Source organism: Microbispora sp. NBRC 16548 (assembly GCF_030268985.1).
GTDB lineage: Bacteria > Actinomycetota > Actinomycetes > Streptosporangiales > Streptosporangiaceae > Microbispora > Microbispora catharanthi.
The window spans coordinates 14,002-33,026 of record NZ_BSSF01000010.1 but is presented as its reverse complement, the minus strand read 5'-3'; the positions used below and the strand labels follow the sequence as shown (position 1 = coordinate 33,026).

The 19,025-nt window shown below is 72.0% G+C and carries 15 protein-coding genes and 2 tRNA genes; 13 read left to right on the top strand and 4 right to left on the bottom strand.

Translation table 11 applies throughout. The features are described from left to right. On the bottom strand, window positions 1-1,089 hold the full coding sequence (locus QSK36_RS26370; RefSeq protein WP_285784243.1) for a ThiF family adenylyltransferase: 1,089 nt from the start codon (window positions 1,087-1,089) through the stop codon (window positions 1-3). A 200-nt stretch (window positions 1,090-1,289) separates the two neighbouring features. Here QSK36_RS26370 and QSK36_RS26365 point away from each other — a divergent pair, with 200 nt between their 5' ends. Both QSK36_RS26365 and QSK36_RS26360 read left to right on the top strand, forming a co-directional pair. Further along, window positions 1,290-1,805 carry a M48 metallopeptidase family protein gene (locus QSK36_RS26365; protein WP_183542359.1) on the top strand — a complete coding sequence of 172 codons (516 nt, stop codon included), beginning with the start codon at window positions 1,290-1,292 and terminating at the stop codon, window positions 1,803-1,805. Continuing rightward, window positions 1,802-2,377 (top strand): glycosyltransferase family protein, encoded by a 576-nt coding sequence (locus QSK36_RS26360; RefSeq protein WP_139579243.1) that lies wholly within the window; start codon window positions 1,802-1,804, stop codon window positions 2,375-2,377. The genes QSK36_RS26365 and QSK36_RS26360 overlap by 4 nt, the downstream gene beginning before the upstream one ends. Before the next feature lie 16 nt (window positions 2,378-2,393). On the opposite strand, the gene QSK36_RS26355 is transcribed toward QSK36_RS26360, so the two are convergent. The 3 genes from QSK36_RS26355 to QSK36_RS26345 all read right to left on the bottom strand — a co-directional run bounded on the left by QSK36_RS26355 (window position 2,394) and on the right by QSK36_RS26345 (window position 5,316). Beyond that, entirely contained in the window at window positions 2,394-3,401 is a 1,008-nt protein-coding gene (locus QSK36_RS26355) for an endonuclease/exonuclease/phosphatase family protein (RefSeq protein WP_285784242.1), read from the bottom strand. Window positions 3,402-3,466: 65 nt separating this feature from the next. Then, window positions 3,467-4,009 (bottom strand): NUDIX hydrolase, encoded by a 543-nt coding sequence (locus tag QSK36_RS26350; protein ID WP_182900045.1) that lies wholly within the window; start codon window positions 4,007-4,009, stop codon window positions 3,467-3,469. Window positions 4,010-4,050: 41 nt separating this feature from the next. Continuing rightward, entirely contained in the window at window positions 4,051-5,316 is a 1,266-nt protein-coding gene (locus tag QSK36_RS26345; RefSeq protein ID WP_406540615.1) for a zinc-dependent metalloprotease, read from the bottom strand. 82 nt (window positions 5,317-5,398) lie between these two features. Here QSK36_RS26345 and QSK36_RS26340 point away from each other — a divergent pair, with 82 nt between their 5' ends. From QSK36_RS26340 to QSK36_RS26290, 11 genes are all read left to right on the top strand, one after another. Further along, window positions 5,399-6,469, top strand: coding sequence for an NAD-dependent epimerase/dehydratase family protein (locus tag QSK36_RS26340; protein ID WP_285784241.1), 1,071 nt, complete (start codon window positions 5,399-5,401; stop codon window positions 6,467-6,469). Window positions 6,470-6,496: 27 nt separating this feature from the next. After that, entirely contained in the window at window positions 6,497-6,922 is a 426-nt protein-coding gene (locus QSK36_RS26335) for a molybdenum cofactor biosynthesis protein MoaE (RefSeq protein WP_139579239.1), read from the top strand. Between the two features lie 43 nt (window positions 6,923-6,965). Continuing rightward, the gene (locus QSK36_RS26330; protein ID WP_139579238.1) at window positions 6,966-8,012 is read left to right on the top strand and encodes a YlbL family protein; all 1,047 of its coding nucleotides are present in this window, start codon (window positions 6,966-6,968) and stop codon (window positions 8,010-8,012) included. A 205-nt stretch (window positions 8,013-8,217) separates the two neighbouring features. Continuing rightward, window positions 8,218-11,178: a UPF0182 family membrane protein gene (locus QSK36_RS26325; protein ID WP_352240942.1), complete on the top strand. Its 2,961-nt coding sequence runs from the start codon at window positions 8,218-8,220 to the stop codon at window positions 11,176-11,178. A gap of 83 nt (window positions 11,179-11,261) precedes the next feature. Then, window positions 11,262-11,338, top strand: a tRNA-Met gene (locus tag QSK36_RS26320). Between the two features lie 202 nt (window positions 11,339-11,540). Beyond that, window positions 11,541-11,617, top strand: a tRNA-Met gene (locus tag QSK36_RS26315). 117 nt (window positions 11,618-11,734) lie between these two features. Continuing rightward, the gene (locus tag QSK36_RS26310) at window positions 11,735-13,276 is read left to right on the top strand and encodes a PucR family transcriptional regulator (protein ID WP_285784239.1); all 1,542 of its coding nucleotides are present in this window, start codon (window positions 11,735-11,737) and stop codon (window positions 13,274-13,276) included. A 116-nt stretch (window positions 13,277-13,392) separates the two neighbouring features. Then, window positions 13,393-14,646 carry an NAD(P)/FAD-dependent oxidoreductase gene (locus QSK36_RS26305; RefSeq protein WP_285784238.1) on the top strand — a complete coding sequence of 418 codons (1,254 nt, stop codon included), beginning with the start codon at window positions 13,393-13,395 and terminating at the stop codon, window positions 14,644-14,646. Window positions 14,647-14,745: 99 nt separating this feature from the next. Then, complete coding sequence (locus QSK36_RS26300; protein WP_285784237.1) at window positions 14,746-15,828, top strand: S-methyl thiohydantoin desulfurase family protein; 1,083 nt, start codon at window positions 14,746-14,748, stop codon at window positions 15,826-15,828. Next, entirely contained in the window at window positions 15,825-17,372 is a 1,548-nt protein-coding gene (locus QSK36_RS26295; protein WP_285784236.1) for a hydantoinase/oxoprolinase family protein, read from the top strand. The genes QSK36_RS26300 and QSK36_RS26295 overlap by 4 nt, the downstream gene beginning before the upstream one ends. Before the next feature lie 17 nt (window positions 17,373-17,389). Then, complete coding sequence (locus QSK36_RS26290; protein WP_183542341.1) at window positions 17,390-19,024, top strand: ABC transporter substrate-binding protein; 1,635 nt, start codon at window positions 17,390-17,392, stop codon at window positions 19,022-19,024. Window position 19,025 lies beyond the last annotated feature (1 nt).

The following is a 19,025-nucleotide window of genomic DNA, read 5'->3' as shown; positions in this document are numbered from 1 at the left end:
TCACGCGGCCTGGCCGGGAGCTCGCGGCGCGATCACGGCGGCGCCGGCCAGGTCGCTCCGGACGCAGCCGCAGTCGGGATGCGGCTCGCGGGCGCGATGCCGCCAGCGCCATCCGGGCGACACTTCCAGCAGGCCGTCGGGCACGCGTCCCTCGTCGAGATAGGCCAGAGCCTGACCCGCCGCCTGCGCGGCGACCAGGCAGGACAGCACCACGTCGCAGGCGATCTCGCCCGCGGGGTAACCCCCGAGCCGGGCGCCCACGAGCGGCCAGGATGGGTCCCGGTCGCGGCGGGTGAGATCGAGGCAGCGCAGGCAGGGGGTGAGCCCCGGGACGACGAAGGGCCCCACCGAGCCGTGTCCCTCGAAGGCGCAGACCAGCAGGTGCGCCACGCCCTCGGCGACGATCTCGTGGACCAGCGTGGCGTCGAGCGGATCGGCGGGCGCGAGGATCACGAGGTCGGGGCGCACCCCGCCGTCGGACAGGCGGGAGGCGGCCCGGCCGGGCCAGGCGTTGACGGCGGGGGAGATCCGCCGGGCCGCGAGCACGGCGGCCTCCTCGCGGGTCATTCCGGCCTCCGCGCGGCCGAGCCCGCCGGGGACCACGTCGCCCGCGGTGGCCGTGCCGGGGTCGACCACGCAGATGTGGCCCACTCCGGCCGCGGCGAGCAGGGTGACGATCCGGGCGCCGACCCGGCCTGCGCCGTACACGCGGACCCGGGCCGCCCTCCGCGCCGACAGGGCGCCCATGCCGCCGTCGGTGGAGGTCAGCGACAGCCTGTCCAGCTCGGGGCGGAGGCGGTCGCGCTCGGCCGGCGGCAGGTCGGCGAGGGGTTCCGGCCGGGTCGCGGCGTCCTCGATCAGGCCGTGCGCGGCGAGCCGGGCGACCACCTCCTGGGCGGACGCCTCGTCGAGGCCGCTGCCGGCCACCGCCTGATGGAGGGTGCGGGTGCCGTCCAGGCCGTCGATCAGGCGGCGTACGGGCGGCTCGACGCCGGTCAGCACGACGGCACGCAGCGGATGGACACCGAACTGCAGCGTGCGGCCGTCTCGTTCGACCCGGCGCAGCACGGGCTTGAGGCGAGGTCTCATAATCGCCAGACCTTGCCATACGCCGGAAAGCCCCGGCGTCGGAACCAGCGGGGCTGTGGATAATTACCGGGGTGATCGTGGTTGGTGAATATCCGCAACCCCGTAGTTTTCACGCCCGCAAGGTCACGTTCGCCCGATTGACCAGGGAGAACGTGTACCACCCCCTGTGGAATTCGGCGCGTGTCGGCTACCTTTCATATGTGCCCCCCGAGACAGTCGAGGTTCGTCGGAGCGCACGACGGCGGCGAACCGTTTCCGCGTACCGCGATGGAGACAAGACCATCGTGTTGCTTCCGGCCGGTCTGAGCACGACCGACGAGGAGCAGTGGGTACGCCGCATGCTCGACCGCCTTGCGGCGAAGGAGCAGCGAAGACGCCCGAGCGACGACGACCTGCTCGAACGGGCGGCGGAGCTGTCGGCGCGCTACCTGGGCGGAAAGGCCCTGCCGACCAGTGTGCGCTGGGTGGAGAACCAGCTCCACAGGTGGGGCTCGTGCACCCCCGACCACGGCACGATCAGGCTGTCGACCCGGCTGCGGGGCATGCCGGCCTGGGTCGTCGACTACGTCATCATGCACGAGCTCGTCCACCTGCTCGTGCCGAGTCACGGCCCGCGTTTCTGGGCCCTCGTGGAGCGCTACCCACGGGCGGAACGTGCCAGGGGTTTCCTGGAGGGCTTCTCGATGGCCGCCAACGGCTCCCCGGAGGAGTGTTGACCCGGGTCGCCGCGGTGCTGGTCACGCCGGGCATGGCGGAGGCGGCTCCGCCCGGCGTGGACCCGGCCGAGTTCCTGACGGCGATGGCCGAGGACACCTATGAGATGGTCGCCGGGCTCGAACTGGTGCGCCCGGTGATCCTTTCGGCCGGCGTGCCGGGGCTCGAGGACATCGCCTGGCCGGGCACGCCCGTCCTGCCGATCGCCTCACCCGCCGACGCTTTCGCCGCGCTGCCTCAGGAGGAGGAGGGCGTGATCGTCAGCGCCGACGCCCCCGACCTGCCGCCGCTGCTGATCGGAAAGCTCTTCCGGGAACTCGGACGGGCGCACCTCGCGGTCTGCCCGGCCGAGGGCGGCGGCGCCGTCGCCGTGGCGGCGCGCCTGCCGGTCCCCGAGTGGGCCGCGCCCGATTTCGACGAACCCGACGTCGTCGCGGCGATGCGCCGCCGGGCGCCGGGTCCCCGCATGGTCGCCACCGGTCCCGGCTGGCACCGGCTCAGGAAACCGCAGGACGTGGCCCGCCTCGACCCCGGCCTCGAGGGCTGGGACAACACCCGGGCTCTGCTGACCTGAGTCCTGCTCGCAGGGGTCACAGGCTTCCGGGCAGGCGAAGCTCGGCGAAGAACGCCCGGTGGTCGCTGCCCGGGACCCTGTGAACGCTTGTCTTCACCGCCGACGCCCGCTGGTCGTACAGCACGTGGTCGATGGTGATCAACGGCGGGTACCGCCTGTCGGCCGGCCAGGTGGTGGTCAGGCCGTCGCCGGTCGCGTCGGCCGCGTCCGCGTAGCCCCGCCCGAGCACCGCGCGCAGGGCCGCGTGATCGAGGCTCGCGTTGAAGTCGCCGGCCAGGACGCGTACGACGCCGGGGGACGCGGCCGGGAGTGCCGCCAGCTCGGCGGTCCACTGGGCCACGTCATGGCCGTTCAGCGGGGCGAGGGTGTGCACGTCGACGATCTCCACGGGCGGTCCGGACGGCAGGGTAAGCCGGGCCCTCGGCATGTTGTGGCCGCCCTCGGGCACGAAGTCGGGCGCTTCGGTCAGGGGGTGGCGGGCATAGATCCCGCTGCCCGAGGGCCCGGGCCCGTCCTCCAGGTGCCGGTACGGCAGCAGCCTCGCCACGCCCGCCGCGTCCAGCGCCTCGACGGCCTCGGGGGTGAGTTCCTGGGTGTTGAGCACGTCCGGTTCGAGCCTGCGTACGAGGTCCACCACGGTCGCGGCGTCGCCCGCGCCGAAGAAGAGGTTGACCGTCAGGATCCGCAGCGACGGCCCGGTGGCCGTGGGAGCCGAGCCGGCCGCGCGGGGCAGCACCACGGCGGCCAGGAGGGCCGACGCGGCCACCGCCACCGTGATCACGGCCACGCGGCGGGCGGCCAGTGCGATCAGCACCGCCAGGAGCGACGCGGCCGCGACGTACGGCGTGCCCGTCATCAGCGCGACGCCCACTCCCCGGAGGCGAGCGACGCCGTCGATTCCGGCGAGCCGGGCCGCCGCCCAGACCGTGAACGGCGCCACCGCGATCCACGCCAGGAGCGGGGAGACCCGGAGCCTGCGGCGCGGGGGAGAGACGATCTCACCGCCCACGTCAACCTTGGTCATGTGGCGACACTAACCACCGGATGTGAAGCGCGGTGTAAGGGAGATGTGCGCGAACCGTGCAGAAGTCAGGCGCGGCACAGCGACCGGGCGCGGCGGGCGAGCCGCCGCGTGGCCTCGTCGCTCAGCTCCGGGATCTCCTCCACCGGGAACCAGCGCAGGTCGAGGGACTCGTCGCTGATCACCGCCTCGGCCCCCGGTGGCGCGACCGCGCCGTACTCGACGTCGAGATGCCAGCTGTGCGGCGGGTGGCACCAGACCTTGTGCCGGTCGAGGGCGAGCGGCCCGTCCAGCAGGGTCAGCCCGGGGATGCCCGACTCCTCGGTGGCCTCGCGCAGCGCGACCTGCGCGAGCGTGGTGTCGGACGCCTCGCAGTGCCCGCCCATGGGCAGCCACATCCCGGCCTTGGGGTGCAGGGTCAGCAGCACCCGTTCGCCGTCGTGCGACAGGACGGCCGTCGTCGCCGTGAGGTGACCGGGAGCGCACTCGCGCCACATCGCGTCCTCGTGGCCGCGCAGGTGCGTCAGGAACTCCTCGCGGAGCCGCTCCTCCTCGGGGGTGGGCGCGACCCATCCGCCGAGTACGGCTTGCGCGTCACGGTGCAGGCTCACCGGCGCAGCCTACCGACAGCCGGCGAGCCTCGCGGCCGGTGCTACTCGCCGCTCTCCCCGTCGGAGCCGGGCTCCTTGGGCTCTTCCAGCGCCGACAGGTCGAACTCGGCCTCGCCCTTCACGAACGACTCGGGGTTGTCGAGGTCGTCCGCGGTGGGCATCAGGTCGGGGTGGCCCCAGACGGCGTCCCTGCCCTCGACCCCGCGCTCGTCGCCCAGAACCTTCCACAGGGCGGCCGCCTCACGCAGTCGTCTCGGGCGCAGCTCAAGGCCCACCAGCGTGGCGAAGGTCCGCTCGGCCGGGCCGCCCGTGGCACGGCGGCGCCGCACGGTCTCGGCCAGCGCCGCGGCGGACGGGAGCTTGCCCTCGGCGGCGGCGTCGACCACCGTGGCCACCCAGCCCTCGACCAGCGCGAGCGCGGTCTCCAGCCGGGTGAGCGCGGCCTTCTGCCGCTCGGTCTCCTCGGGCTTGAGCAGCTCGCCGCCGCCCAGGACCTCCTGGATCCGCTCGGGGTCGCTGAGGTCGAGCCCCTGGAGCTTGTCCTGCAGGGCGGACACGTCCACCGTGATGCCCTGGGCGTACTCCTCGACCGCGCCGAGCAGGTGCGCCCGCAGCCACGGCACGTGCTGGAACAGCCGGTGGTGCGCAGCCTCGCGCAGCGCCAGGTAGAGACGGATCTCATCCGAGGGCGTCTCCAGGCCGCTGCTGAAGGCGGCGACGCCTCCGGGCAGCAGGGCGGCGGTGTCCGACAGGGGCAGGCCGATGTCGGAGGAGCCGACCACCTCACGGGCGAGCGAGCCGAGTGCCTGGCCGATCTGCTGGCCGACCATCATGCTGCCCATCTGCCTGAGCATGCCCATGAGCGGCCCGGCCATGGCCTGCGCCTCGGGCGGCAGGCCCGCCCCGCCGAGCGTGCCGCCCATCGTCTCCACCATCTGGGCGGCGACGGGATCGCACAGCTGCTTCCAGACCGGGATCGTCTTCTCGATCCACTCCGACCGGCTCCAGGCCTGCGGGGTGGTCACGCCGCTCGGCAGCGTGGTCACCTCGTTGAGCCACAGGTCGGCCAGGTTGAGGGCCTCGACGATCTGACGTCGCTCGCCCTCCATGACGCTCGGATCGCCCTCGGCGACCACGGCGTGCCGTGCGATGTTCTTCGCCATGTCCCAGTTGACGGGCCCGGCCTCCGGTGAGGCGGACAGCATGTCGGCGAACTGCCGCATGGCCGCGGCGATCTGCTCCGGGCTGCCGAACATGGCGAACGGATTGTCGTTGGGGTCGTTTTCGCGACCTGGCAGGTCAGTCACCGCGCCACCTCGTGCAGGATGGAGGAGTCCACATCCGCCACGTTATCCGCCGTGGGGCGGATCAGTGCAAAGTGAGGACCTCGTGCCTACCTCGAAACGCCTGCGTCCCCCCGTCGTCGCCGTCACCGGCGCCGCCTCCGGTCTCGGCCGGGCGTTCCTCGCGAAGGTGGCCTCGTCTGCGGATTTCCGCCGCGTGGTGGCCATCGACGAGCAGCGCGGCGACGTCCCTGACGTCACCTGGCGGGTCCTCGACATTCGTGATCCGCTCTTGGCGAACCGGATCTCCGATGTGGACGTCCTGGTGCATCTCGGCTCGGACGAGTCGCTCGACACCGATCACGCCGAGCGCCGCCGCTACAACCTGCGCGCCGCCCAGACCGTGCTCACGGCCTGCGCCGCGGCCCGGGTGCGGCGGGTCGTGCTGGTGACGAGCGCGATGGTGTACGGCGCCGCCGCCGACAACCCGGTGCCCCTGCCCGAGGACGCCCCGGTCGCGGCCGAGCCCGACACCGGCCTGGTGGGCGATCACCTGGAGATCGAGGCCCTGGTGCGGCGGTCGCTGCGGGCGCATCCCGGCCTGGAGGTGACCGTGCTGCGGCCCGCCGCCCTGGTCGGTCCGGGCGTCGACACCGTCATCACCCGCCACTTCGAGGCGCCGCGGCTGCTGGTGGTGAAGGGCTGCCTGCCGCGCTGGCAGTTCTGCCACGTCGACGACCTGGTGTCCGCGCTGGAGGCCGCCGCCCTGGGCAAGGTCGGCGGAGTCGTGGCGGTCGGCTCCGAGGGCTGGCTGGAGATGGAGCAGGTGGAGGAGATCTCCGGCCTGAAGCGGTTCGAGCTGCCGGCCGGCGTGACGTTCGGCACGGCGCAGCGGCTGCACCGGCTCGGCATCACGCCGACCGCCGCGACCGACCTGCACTACGTGGTCTATCCCTGGGTGGTCGACGGCGTGGCGCTGCGGGAGGCGGGCTGGAAGCCCGCCTGGACCAACGAGGCCGCGCTGCGGGAACTGCTCGAACTGTGCGAGGGCAGGCACGCGGTCGTCGGCCGCCGCCTGTCGGGCAAGGAGGCCACGATCACCGCCGCGGGCGCGACCGTCGCGGTCATCGGCACGGCCGCGATCGTCCGCGCCGCCCGCCGCAAGCGCCGCACCTGATCGGGCTCAGGCGTTAACCTCGGGGACGTGGACGTCATCCGATTGCTGGGCATACGCGACACCCCGTTGTCCGTGGACGAGGTGCTGGGCGCGGTGGAGGACCATGCCGCCGGGGGCACGGCGGTCTTCGTCGGCACCGTACGCGAGCAGGACGGCGGCAGGCCGGTGACGCTCCTGTCGTACTCGGCGCACCCGTCCGCCGAGGAGCACCTGCGCAGGGTCGCGGAGAAGGTGGCGGCCGACCACCAGGTGACGGCGCTGGCGGCCGTCCACAGGGTGGGCGACCTGCGCCTGGGGGAGATCGCCGTCGTCGTGGCGGCCGCCTGCCCCCACCGCGGCGAGGCGTTCGAGGCCTGTCGCAGGCTCATCGACGACCTCAAGCACGAGGTGCCCATCTGGAAGCACCAGGTGTTCGCCGACGGAGACGCCGAATGGGTGGGCGCCTGCGACTAGCGCCCGCGAAATGCCCGGAGCCCGGAACGCATAGAGTTCGTCCATGTCCCGACGCGCTCTGACCCTGCTGGTCGCGGGTTTCCTCGCGCTCGCGTTGGCCGTGATCGGCGCCATGCTGCCGGTGCCGTACGTCGTGCTGAGCCCCGGCCCCACCGAGAACACGATCGGGGACGTCAAGGGCAAACCGGTCATCACGATCTCGGGCCATCAGACCTATCCCACACAGGGCAGGCTGAGCCTGGTCACCGTCGCCTATCAGGGCGGGCCCGACAACCGTCTCGACCTGCTCACCGCGCTGCGCGGCTGGCTCGATCCGACGGTCGCCGTGGTGCCGGAGGAGACGCTGTTCCCGAAGTCCACCTCGGCCCAGCAGGTCGAGGAGCAGAACACGCAGGAGATGACCGACTCGCAGCAGTCGGCCACCGCCGCCGCGCTGAACGCCCTCAAGGTCCCCATCGAGAAGGTGGTCACGGTCGCCGAGACCGACAAGGGGGCGCCGGCCGACGGGAAGCTCAAGCCGGGCGACGAGATCACGGCGGTGGACGGCACGACGGTGGGCGAGCTCGCGTCCGTCGCGGCGTCCGTGCAGAGCCGCAAGCCCGGCGAGCAGGTGACGTTCACGGTCAGGCGTGCTGGCACATCGACGCAGGTGCAGGTCGGCACCGTGGCGGGCAAGGACGGCAAGGCCAAGGTCGGCGTCCAGATGCGGTCGGGCTACCGGTTCCCGTTCACGGTCGACATCAGCGTCGGCGAGGTCGGCGGGCCGAGCGCGGGCCTGATGTTCTCGCTGGGCATCTACGACAAGCTGACGCCGGGGGCGCTCACCGGAGGCATGTCGGTCGCGGGAACCGGGACGATCGACCCGGCCGGCCAGGTCGGCCCGATCGGCGGCATCGAGCAGAAGATGGTCGGCGCGCGCCGGGCGGGCGCGACGGTCTTCCTCACGCCCGCGGGCAACTGCGCCGACGCCGTCAAGGCCGTGCCCGCCGGGCTGCGCCTGGTGCGGGTCGAGACGCTGGACGGCGCGATCAAGGCGATCGACGCCCTGCGCGATCACTCGGGCGAGGTCCCCGCCTGCCCGGCCGGCTGAGCGTACGCCGGGGGCGCGGGGGCCGTGACCTGCCCGTCTTGAGGCCGGGGGGCGTCATGAGAACGATCAGATCTGTTACCACGACCACGCCGGTCGCAGTGTAGGTTTCCAAGCACGGACCGTTGCCCTCTGACAATCATGGCCCTGCCAATCTGAGACAAGGGGTTGAGCGTTGAGCTTCCGGAGCCCCGGAGCCGGACGGGCGGTGCGCTTGCCCCGACGGCCGCGCCTTCTGATACCCGTGCTGATCGCCGTCGTGGCGATCGTCGTATTACTGCTGATCTTTTCGGGGATCTACACCGACTACCTCTGGTACGACTCGGTGAACTTCTCCTCGGTGTTCTCCACGATGCTGCTCACCCAGGTGGTGCTGTTCATCGTGGGCGCCGTCCTGATGATCGCCATCGTGGGCGGCAACATGGTGCTCGCGCACCGCACCCGCCCGATGTTCGGGCCGGGGATGTTCGGGGCGCCGCAGGGCGCCGACCGCTACCGCGTCGCGCTCGACCCGCACCGGCGGCTGGTCTTCCTGGTCGGCATGGGCGTCCTCGCCCTGTTCACGGGCTCGTCCACGGCGGGGCTGTGGCGGACCTGGCTGCAGTTCGTGAACCGCACGCCCTTCAACGAGAAGGACGCGCAGTTCGGCCTCGACCTGTCGTTCTTCGTGTTCACGATTCCGTTCCTGCGGATGCTGCTGAACTTCCTGTTCACGGCCGTGGTGCTGTCGATCATCGCGGCCACGGTCGTGCACTACCTGTACGGCGGGTTCCGCATCTCCTCGCCCGGCGGGGTGCACGCCACCCGGGCCGCCCGGGCGCACCTGTCGGTGCTGCTCGGCGTGTTCGTCCTGCTCAAGGCCGCGGCCTACTGGCTCGACAGGTACAGCCTGGTCTTCTCCGACCGAGGCAAGGTCTTCGGCGCGTCGTACACCGACGTGCACGCGGTGCTCCCGGCCAAGGGGATCCTCGCGGTCATCTCCCTCATCTGCGCGCTGATCTTCTTCGCCGGCGTCATCAGGCCGGGCGGGATGTTCCCGGGCGTGGCGTTCGGGCTGCTCGTGCTGTCGGCCGTCCTGATCGGCACCGTGTATCCCTCGCTGGTCGAGCAGTTCCAGGTCAAGCCGAACCAGCAGAGCAAGGAGCAGGCGTACATCCAGCGCAACATCGACGCGACCCGAAAAGCCTACGGAGTCGACACGGCGAAGGTCACGGAGTACAGCGCCAAGACCGACACCGACGCCTCCGTGCTGCAGACCGAGGCGTCGGCCATCCCCGGCATGCGCCTGCTCGACCCGAGCCTGCTGTCGCCGACGTTCCAGCAGAAGCAGCAGATCCGCGGCTACTACCAGTTCCCCGAGCAGCTCGACATCGACAGGTACCCCGTCGACGGCAAGCCGCGCGACACGGTGGTGGCGGTCCGCGAGATCGGCCGCCCGCCGGACGGGCAGCGCAACTGGATCAACGACCACCTGGTCTACACGCACGGCTTCGGCTTCGTCGCCGCGCCCGGCAACAAGGTGGACAGCAGCGGCCTGCCGGAGTTCAGCGAGCGCGACATCCCGCCGGTCGGCGACCTTGGCGACTACGAGCCCCGCGTCTACTTCGGCGAGAACTCGCCCGACTACTCCATCGTCGGCGGGCCGCAGTCGGCCAGGCCCAACGAGCTGGACTACCCCCAGCAGGGACAGGCGGGCGCCGAGCAGCAGAACAACACCGGCCAGGTGAACAACACCTATGAGGGCAAGGGCGGCGTCTCGATCGGGAACTTCTTCCGCCGCCTGCTCTACGCGGTGAAGTACGGCGAGACCAACCTGCTGCTGAACTCGAACATCAACGCCGAGTCCCGCATCCTCTACAACCGCGAGCCGGTGGACCGCATCCAGCAGGTCGCGCCGTTCCTCACGCTGGACCGCGACCCGTACCCCGCACTGGTGAACGGGCGCATCGTGTGGATCGTGGACGCGTACACGACCTCCGACTCCTACCCCTACTCAGAGCGCAAGAGCCTGGAGTCGCTGACCACCGACGTGCAGTCGAGCCGTCTCGGCGTGCCGCAGGTGCCCAGGGACGAGATCAACTACATCCGCAACTCGGTCAAGGCGACCGTGGACGCCTACGACGGCACGGTGACCCTGTACGCCTGGGACGAGTCCGACCCGGTGCTCAAGACCTGGGAGAAGGCCTTCGGCGGGGTCGTCAAGCCGGCCTCGCAGATCAGCCAGGCGTTGCGCGCCCACCTGCGCTACCCGGCCGACCTGTTCAAGGCGCAGCGGGAGATCCTCACCTCCTACCACGTCACCGACGCCAACGCGTTCTTCAGCGGCCAGGACTTCTGGAAGGTCCCCGAGGACCCGGCGACCGGCAAGAGCAAGCAGCCGCCGTACTACGTGACGATGAAGATGCCGGGCAGCGACACCGAGCGCTTCTCGCTGACGACCACGTTCGTGCCCAACCAGCGGCAGAACATGGCGGCGTTCATGGCGGTCGACGCGACGGCCGCCGCGCCGAACCCGCCATTGGAGATCCTCCAGTTGCCGAGCACGACCGCGATCCAGGGTCCGCCACAGGCGCAGAACCTGTTCGAGTCGAACACCACGGTGTCGACCGAGCTCAACCTGCTGCGCGGCGGCGGCACCGACGTGCTGTACGGCAACCTGCTCACGCTGCCCTTCGGCGGCGGCCTGCTGTACGTCGAGCCGGTCTACATCCAGCCGCGCGCGGAGACCTCGGGCAAGTATCCGACCCTCCGCCGGGTGCTCGTGCTGTACGGCGAGAAGGTCGGCTTCGGCCCCACGCTCAGCAACGCGCTGGAGCAGGTGTTCGGCGGCACCGTGGCCACGCCGCCGGACCAGACACCCCACCAGACGGCGAACCAGCCACCCGGTCAGGTCACTCCGCCGGAGAACTCCTCGGCGCTGACGTCGGCGCTCGGCCGGGCCCAGCGGGCGTACGACGATTCGCAGAAGGCGCTGTCGTCGAACCCGCCCGACTGGAAGGCGTACGGCGACGCGCAGACCGCGCTGAAGAAGGCGCTGGACGACCTGGCCAAGCTCAAGGGCGGGACGCCCGTCCCGGCGGCGTCCCAGGCTCCGGTCCCGAGCGGGAGCCCGAGTCCGAGCGGGAGTCCACCGGCCGGTGCGACTCCCAGCCCCACACCGAGCGGCTGAGCCCTTCCGGAGCCCCGCGTCCCCACGGGCGCGGGGCTCCGGTTTGCCTTCGGCGTGATGCCGGGATACGCTCGTAGAGCCGACGCGGGGTGGAGCAGCTCGGTAGCTCGCTGGGCTCATAACCCAGAGGTCGCAGGTTCAAATCCTGTCCCCGCTACCAAGTGTCAGAGGCCCGGTCTCCGGAAACGGAGGCCGGGCCTCTGGTCGTTTACCGGTCACCCCGTCGTCGACGAATACGATCACGGGCGCCGCGAGGTCGCGGTCTCCTCCTCCCTCGCCTCCGGCTGGAGGTACGAACTCGCCTGACACCACAAACGATTTGGCACTTGTCCACGGCGCCCGGTAAGCTTCAAACACAACGACGCGGGGTGGAGCAGTTCGGTAGCTCGCTGGGCTCATAACCCAGAGGTCGCAGGTTCAAATCCTGTCCCCGCTACCAAGAGTCGAAGGCCCGGCCTCCGGAAACGGAGACCGGGCCTTCGGCCTTCCACGGGTCTGATCCAGTCCAGTGCGGTCCGATACGGGCACAGCCGTCGGCCTCGGGCGGGAGTAGCGCATGATCACGTTGGATCGCCTGGTCAACGTGCTGGGCTCATACGGCGTACGGCTGTGCGGGCGGCCCGAGAGGCGCTCGGCTCGGCTGCGAAGCGTGGCGATGCCGGACGCCACCGACGGCCGGGTCACCGGTGACGTGCTCGTGGCCGTGGGAGCCGGGTCGGTGACCGAGGCGGTGCGGTGGGCGGTCGCGGCCCAGGCCACGGTGGTCCTGGTGCGGGCGGGCGCCGAGACCGCGCGTGAGGCGGCCGTGGCCGGCGAGAGCAACGACGTGGCCGTGATGCTCGTCGACCCCGCCGTCTCGTGGAGCCACCTTGTCGGAGTGGTCTACGGGCTGGTGCTGGAAGGGCGGGAGACCGAGTCGGGCCGGGGGCCCACGGACCTGTTCGCGCTGGCCGACAGCCTGGCGGACGCCGTCGGCGGCGCCGTGACCATCGAGGACCCGCTCTCGCGGGTGCTCGCGTACTCCCGCTCGCAGCAGGCGGGCGACCCGGCTCGCCTGGAGACGATCCTGGTGCGGCAGGTTCCTGAGCGGCTGCGCGAGATGTTCCGGGCCCGGGGGGTGTTCGCCCGCCTGGCGGCGACGGACGAGCCGATCTTCGTCGAGCCGGACCCGTCGCACGGCATGACCGGGCGGATGGTGGTGGCGGTGCGGGCCGGGCGGGAGCTGCTCGGGTCGGTATGGGTGACGTGCGGCAGTCCCCTGACCGGGACGCGGCACACCGCGCTGGCGAACGGCGCGCGCACCGTGGCGTTGCACCTGCTGCGCTCCCGGGCGAGCGCGGACCTGGAACGGCAGGTGGAGTCCGACCTGGTCGTCCGGCTGCTGGAGGGCACCGCCGACGCCGCGACCGTGGTCAGCCGCCTGGGACTGGCCGCGCGGGAGACGCGGGTCGTCGCGGTCCGCACGCACACCTCCGAGGAGCCGCACGCCATGCTCCTGCTGGCCTTCGAGCGGGCCACCACCGGTTTCGGCTGGTCCAGGCCCGGGAGGAGCACGCTGCTCGGCGACACGCTCTACACGATCCTGCCGGACGCGGGAGCGGCGGCGGCACGGGAATGGGTGGCCGCGCTGGGGGCGGGGCTCCCGCCGCGGGTGCGTGTCGCGGCCGGCATCGGCGCGGCGGCCCAGGCGGCGGAGCTGCCGGCGAGCCGCCGGGAGGCGGAGGAGTGCCTGGCGCTGCACGAGAGGGACACCTCCCACGCCGTGCCCGCCGGCGGGCCGCCCGCGTACGACGAGTCCTGGGACGACATCCTGCTGCACCGGTTGCGCGCCGCGGCGCGGGCGGGCCGCGTGCCCGCACGTGGACCGGTGAGCGCGCTGCGCCGGCACGACGCGCTCCACGACACCCACTATGTGGCGACGTTACGGGCGTGGCTGGAGGCCCAGGGCGATCTCATGGCCGCCGCCGAACGGCTCGGCGTGCACGCCAACACGGTCCGCAACCGCCTGCGCAGGATGAGCGAGGTGACCCCGCTGAATCTGGACGACCCGCGCAAGCGCCTCGCCATGGTCATCACTCTGGCGGCCGAGGACGAATAGGGGGTTGTCCGAAACCCACAACAAGGGCGCCGTGATTGTGCGGCCGCTACAACGGTGTGCGGCGCCGCGCGGGCGATGCTGGCCGGGCAAGCAGTCGCCTGGTGTGGAGGTGGGACATGTCCGAGCGCGTTGACGACTGGCCGCGGTCGGTCATCGTGGTGGGCGCGGGGATCGTGGGCCTGTCCACCGCGTGGTTCCTGCAGGAACGCGGTGTGGAGGTCACCGTGGTCGACCGCCGGGGCGTGGCGGCCGGCGCGTCCTGGGGCAACGCGGGCTGGATCGCGCCCGGCCTGGCCATCCCGCTGAACGAGCCCTCCGTGCTGCGTTACGGCCTGCGCTCGCTGTTCAACCCGGCTGCCCCGCTGCACGTCCCGGCGACCGTCGATCCGGGACTGTGGGCGTTCCTCACCCGTTTCGCCGCCAACTGCCGATGGTCGTCGTGGACCCGGGCCGTGCGCGCCAACCTGCCGCTCAACGACGAGTGCATCGAGGCGTACGAGGTGCTCGCCGCCAACGGCGTGGCCGCCCCCGTCGAGGACGCGCCGATCATCGCAGGCTTCCGGACGCCGCGCCAGGCCCAGGGCCTGCTTCACGAGCTGCGCAGGATGGCCGAGGCCGGGCAGCCGGTCGATCACACCGCGCTGGACGCACGGCGACTGGCCGAGGCCCTGCCGCTCGCCTCGGAGGCCTTGACCGCGGGCGTGCGGATCGACGGGCAGCGCTACGTCGACCCCGGCCGCTTCGTCCACGCGCTGGGCGAGGCCGTCGTCGCCCGGGGCGCGACGATCGAGAAGCACGAGGTCGCCGACGTGCGCAGCGACGCCGGGAAGGTCGTCGTGGTGGCCAGGGACGGCACCCTCCTGTCCGCCGACGCGGCGGTGCTGGCCACCGGTGCCTGGCTGTCCCGGCTGGCGGGCCGCTGGGGCGTACGCGTCCCCGTGCGGGCCGGCCGCGGCTATTCCTTCACCGTGCCGGTGGACCACCCCGTCCCCGGCCCGATCTACCTGCCGGACGTGCGGGTGGCGTGCACGCCCTACCAAGGCGGGCTGCGCGTCGCGGGCACGATGGAGTTCCGCGACCCGGACGCTCCGGCCGTCGAGGCCCGGCTGCGGGCGATCATCGCCTCGGCCCGCCCCCTGCTGCGGGGCGTGCGCTGGGAGGAACGCACCGACGTCTGGGTCGGCCCGCGGCCGGTCACGCCGGACGGGCGACCCTTGATCGGCGCGACCGACGCCCCGGGCGTCTACGTGGCCGGCGGGCACGGCATGTGGGGCCTGGCTCACGGTCCGGCCACCGGACGGCTCCTCGCCGAGCAGATCACCACCGGCAAGCAGCCCGCCGCCCTGCGGGAGTTCGACCCGCTGCGCTGAGCCCGTTCAGCTGAGCGCCGCCTTGAGGGCCTTGTCGCGGGGCGACAACAATCGCCCGATATGTGTCGCGCAGTGACATTGAGGCGGGACCGTCCGGTGGTGAAGGCTCCCCGCATGCAGGCCCGCATCACACTGGAGGACGTCGCCGCGCTGGCCCGCGGCTGCGCCGTGCTCGGCACCGGCGGCGGCGGGGACGTCCGCCCCGGCGCCATCGCCGCACGGCGCGCGATACGCGAGCACGGCGAGGTGCCGCTGATCACCCTGGACGAGCTGCCCGATGACGCCCTCGTGCTGCCGCTGTCGGGGATCGGCGCCCCGACCGTCAGCAATGAGATGGTCCACGGCACGGACGAGCCGGTCAGGATCGCCGAGGAGATCGAGCGGATCTTCGGCCGGCCGCCCGCCGCGGTCATGTCCTCGGAGATCGGCGGCGGCAACGGCGTCGCCCCGGTGGCCTGGGCGGCCAGGCTCGGGCTGCCGCTGCTCGACGCCGACGCGATGGGCCGGGCCTTCCCCGAGGTCCAGATGGTCTCGATGTACGTGGCCGGGATCCCGGCCAACCTCGTGGTCATGACCGACGTCGTCGGCAACGTCGTGACGATCCGGCCGATCGACGGCCTGTGGTCGGAGCAGATCGCGCGGGCCGTCTGCGTGGCGGCGGGGTCGAGCGCCCTGATGGCCGACTACGTGCTGACCGCGCGCGAGTGCGCGGGCGCGGTGATCGAGGGCACGGTGACCCGGGCGATCGCGGTCGGCCGGGCGACCGAGGGCGCCGCCGACCCGCTGGCCGCCCTGACCGCGGAGCTCGGCGCCGTACGGCTGATCACCGGCAAGCTGGGCGACCTGGAGCGCAGGACCACCGGCGGGTTCGCCCGGGGCACGGCGACGATCGAGGGCACCGGCGACGACCGGGGCAGGACGCTGACCCTGGAGATCCAGAACGAGAACCTCGTCGCCGTCGAGGACGGCCGGGTCAGGGCCATGGTGCCCGACCTGATCACGGTGGTCGACAGCCAGACGGCGACGGCGATCCAGACCGAGGGGCTGCGGTACGGCCAGCGGGTGACCGTGCTCGCCTGGCCCTGCGACCCCCTGTGGCGTACGCAGAAGGGCCTGGAGACGGCGGGCCCGCGGGCGTTCGGCTACGACATGGACTACCTGCCGGTGGAGAAGATCGCATGAGGACCACGCTGCGGGTCGGCATCGACGTGGGCGGCACCAACACCGACGCGGTGGTGCTGGACGACGACGACCGGGTCCTCGCCACCGCCAAGCGGCCCACCAGCCCCGACGTGACCGAGGGCCTGCGCGCCGCGCTCGACGCGGTCCTCGCCGAGCTGCCCGATCCGGGCCTGGAAAAGCGGGTGAAGCGGGTGATGCTCGGCACCACCCACGCGACCAACGCCATCCTCGAACGGCGCGCGCTCGGCAGGGTGGCCGTGCTGCGTCTCGGCGCCCCGGCGACCACCTCCGTGCCGCCGCTCAGCGAGTGGCCCGACGACCTGCGCGACACCGTCGCGGCGGGAACCGCGATCGTGCGGGGCGGGCACTTCGTCGACGGGCGCGAGATCGCGCCTCTCGACGTTGACGCGGTCAGGAAGTTCGTGGCCACCACGCCCGCCGACGCGGTCGCCGTCGCCGGCGTGTTCAGCCCCGCGGGCGCCGACCAGGAGAACCGGGTCGCCGAGATCATCCGCGCCGAGATCGGCGACGTGCCGGTGAGCCTCAGCCACGAGATCGGCTCGCTCGGCCTGCTGGAGCGCGAGAACGCGACCGTGCTCAACGCCGCCCTGTACGGCGTGGCCCGCGACGTCACCGCCGCGCTGCGCGAGGCCCTCGAGGCGCGGGGCCTGGAGGTCGAGACGTACTTCGCGCAGAACGACGGCACGCTGATGGCCGTCGACTACGCGGCCCGCTACCCGGTGCTGACCATCGGCTCGGGGCCGGCCAACTCGCTGCGCGGCGCGGCGTACCTGTCGGGCGTGACGGACGCGATCGTGGCCGACGTCGGCGGCACCTCGACCGACCTCGGTGTGCTCGTGGGCGGCTTCCCCCGGGAGTCGGCCGCGGCGGTCGAGATCGGCGGGGTCACGACCAACTTCCGGATGCCCGACATCCTGTCCATCGCGCTCGGCGGCGGCACGATCGTCGGGGCGGAGCCGCGTTCTGTGGGCTACCGGATCGGCACGGAGGCGCTCGTCTTCGGCGGCTCCACCCCCACCATGACCGACGCCGCGGTGGCGGCCGGGCGGGGAACGGTGGGCACCCGTCCCGTCCCCGAGGAGTGGCACGAGCGGCTGGCCCGGGCCATACGGGCGGCCGACGAGGCCGTCGCGGACGCGGTGGACCGGGTGGCGCTGGGTCGCGCCGACCGGCCGCTCGTGGCGGTCGGCGGCGGCGCGTTCCTGCTGGCCGATCAGGTGCCCGGGGCACGTGAGGTGATCCGTCCCGCGCACGCCGAGGTGGCCAACGCCGTGGGCGCGGCCATCGCCCTCGCCAGCGGCAGGCTCGAAACGATCGTGCCCGCTTCTGGAGGCGGGAGCTCCAGGGCTAGATTGATCGACAACGCCAAGGAGGAGGCGGCCGCGCGGGCCGTCGCCGCCGGGGCCGACCCCGCAACCGTTCAGATCGTCGAGCTCAGCGAGATCCCTCTCAGCTACCTTCCTGAGCCCGCGGTGCGCCTGCACGTCAAGGCCGCCGGCCCCCTCACCCGGCAGGCCGGATAGGAAAGGAACTCCCTCACATGCGCTGGCACAAGCGTCTTCTCGCCGCGGGGGCCGTGGCCGCCGTGACCGTCACCGCCGCGGCCTGCTCGGGCGGGCAGGTTCGCGGCGCCGCCGACTCCACCCCGCAGCCCGGCTCCTCGGCGGGCTCGGCCGGAGGCACGGCCGACAGCACGTTCGTGTACGTCCCCAACCTGGACGTCGTCACCGACTGGGACCCCGCGAGCTCGTATTCCAACGAGAACATCGCGATGGAGAACATCTACGAGTCGCTGACCCGCTACAACCCGCAGACGAAGAAGGCCGAGCCGCGGCTGGCCGCCTCGTGGACCTCCTCGCCCGACGGCAAGAAGTGGACGTTCACGCTGCGCGACGGCGTGAAGTTCCACACCGGCAAGCCGGTGGACGCCGCCGCGGCCAAGGCCGCGATCGAGCGCACGATGAAGGAGGGGCAGGGCGCGGCCTACATCTGGGGCGCGGTCAAGAAGATCGAGGCCAAGGACGCCACGACGCTCGAGTTCACGCTCAAGTACCCCACGCCGCTCGACCTGGTCGCCTCGGCCGGCTACGCGTCGTACGTCTACGACACCACGGCCGCCTCCGGCGACCTGAAGAAGTGGTTCGGCGAGGGCCACGACGCGGGCTCCGGGCCGTACACGATCGAGAGCTGGCAGAAGGGCAAGGAGACCGAGCTCACGCTCAAGGCGTTCGACGGCTACTGGGGCGGCTGGGACGGCCAGCACTACAAGAAGATCGCCTATCGGGTCACGCCCGAGCTGACCACCGCCTGGCAGCTGTTGCAGCGCGGCGAGGTGTCGTTCGTCCAGCGGCTCAACTCGCAGCTGTTCGCCCAGGCGGGCAGCACGGACACCGTGCAGACCTCGCAGACGCCGTCGTTCCAGAACCTGCTCGTGCTGTTCAACACGGCCGACGGCCCGCTCAAGGACGTGAAGCTCCGCCAGGCCCTGCAGAAGGCCATCGACTACGACGGCCTCGTGGCGGCGATGAAGGGCTCGGGCGTGGCCGCCAGCGGCCTGGTCCCCGAGGGCCTGCTCGGCAACGTCCCCGGCATGACGCCCAAGCAGGACCTCGCGGGCGCCGAGGCGCTGCTCAAGGAGGCCGGGTACGGCCCCGGCGGCAAGCAGCTCGACCTGACGCTGACCTACGCCCAGGGCGACAGCGACCAGGAGCTGCTGGTCACGCTGCTCTCCTCGGCGCTCGACAAGCTGAACGTGAAGCTGTCGGCCAAGCCGCTGCAGTGGACCACGCAGTGGGACCAGGGCAAGGCGAAGGACCCGTCGAAGCGCCAGGACATCTTCGTCATGTACTGGTTCCCCGACTACGCCGACGCCTACTCGTGGTTCGTCAACGTCTTCCACGGCGAGAAGGACGTGCAGTTCAACCTCTCCTACCTGAAGGACGCGGCGATCGACAAGGAGATCGACGGGCTGCCCGCGCTCACCGCGACCGACAAGGCCGCCGCCGAGAAGGCGTACGCCGACCTCCAGAACAAGATCATCGGCGAGCAGGCGGCGGTGGCCGTGCCGTACGTGCAGAACTACCAGCGGGCCTTCGCCAAGTCGGTCCAGGGGTACGTGGACAACCCGGCCTACCCCAACGTGGTGTTCGTCTACGACCTGAAGCCCGGCGCCTGAT

What these genes read in the sequence shown, in the direction of transcription:
- QSK36_RS26355 (WP_285784242.1), bottom strand. Translation starts at nt 3,401, where the DNA reads ATGACCAAGGTTGACGTGGGCGGTGAGATCGTCTCTCCCCCGCGCCGC.
- QSK36_RS26330 (WP_139579238.1), top strand. Translation starts at nt 6,966, where the DNA reads ATGTCCCGACGCGCTCTGACCCTGCTGGTCGCGGGTTTCCTCGCGCTC.
- QSK36_RS26310 (WP_285784239.1), top strand. Translation starts at nt 11,735, where the DNA reads ATGATCACGTTGGATCGCCTGGTCAACGTGCTGGGCTCATACGGCGTA.
- QSK36_RS26370 (WP_285784243.1), bottom strand. Translation starts at nt 1,089, where the DNA reads ATGAGACCTCGCCTCAAGCCCGTGCTGCGCCGGGTCGAACGAGACGGC.
- QSK36_RS26295 (WP_285784236.1), top strand. Translation starts at nt 15,825, where the DNA reads ATGAGGACCACGCTGCGGGTCGGCATCGACGTGGGCGGCACCAACACC.
- QSK36_RS26290 (WP_183542341.1), top strand. Translation starts at nt 17,390, where the DNA reads ATGCGCTGGCACAAGCGTCTTCTCGCCGCGGGGGCCGTGGCCGCCGTG.
- QSK36_RS26305 (WP_285784238.1), top strand. Translation starts at nt 13,393, where the DNA reads ATGTCCGAGCGCGTTGACGACTGGCCGCGGTCGGTCATCGTGGTGGGC.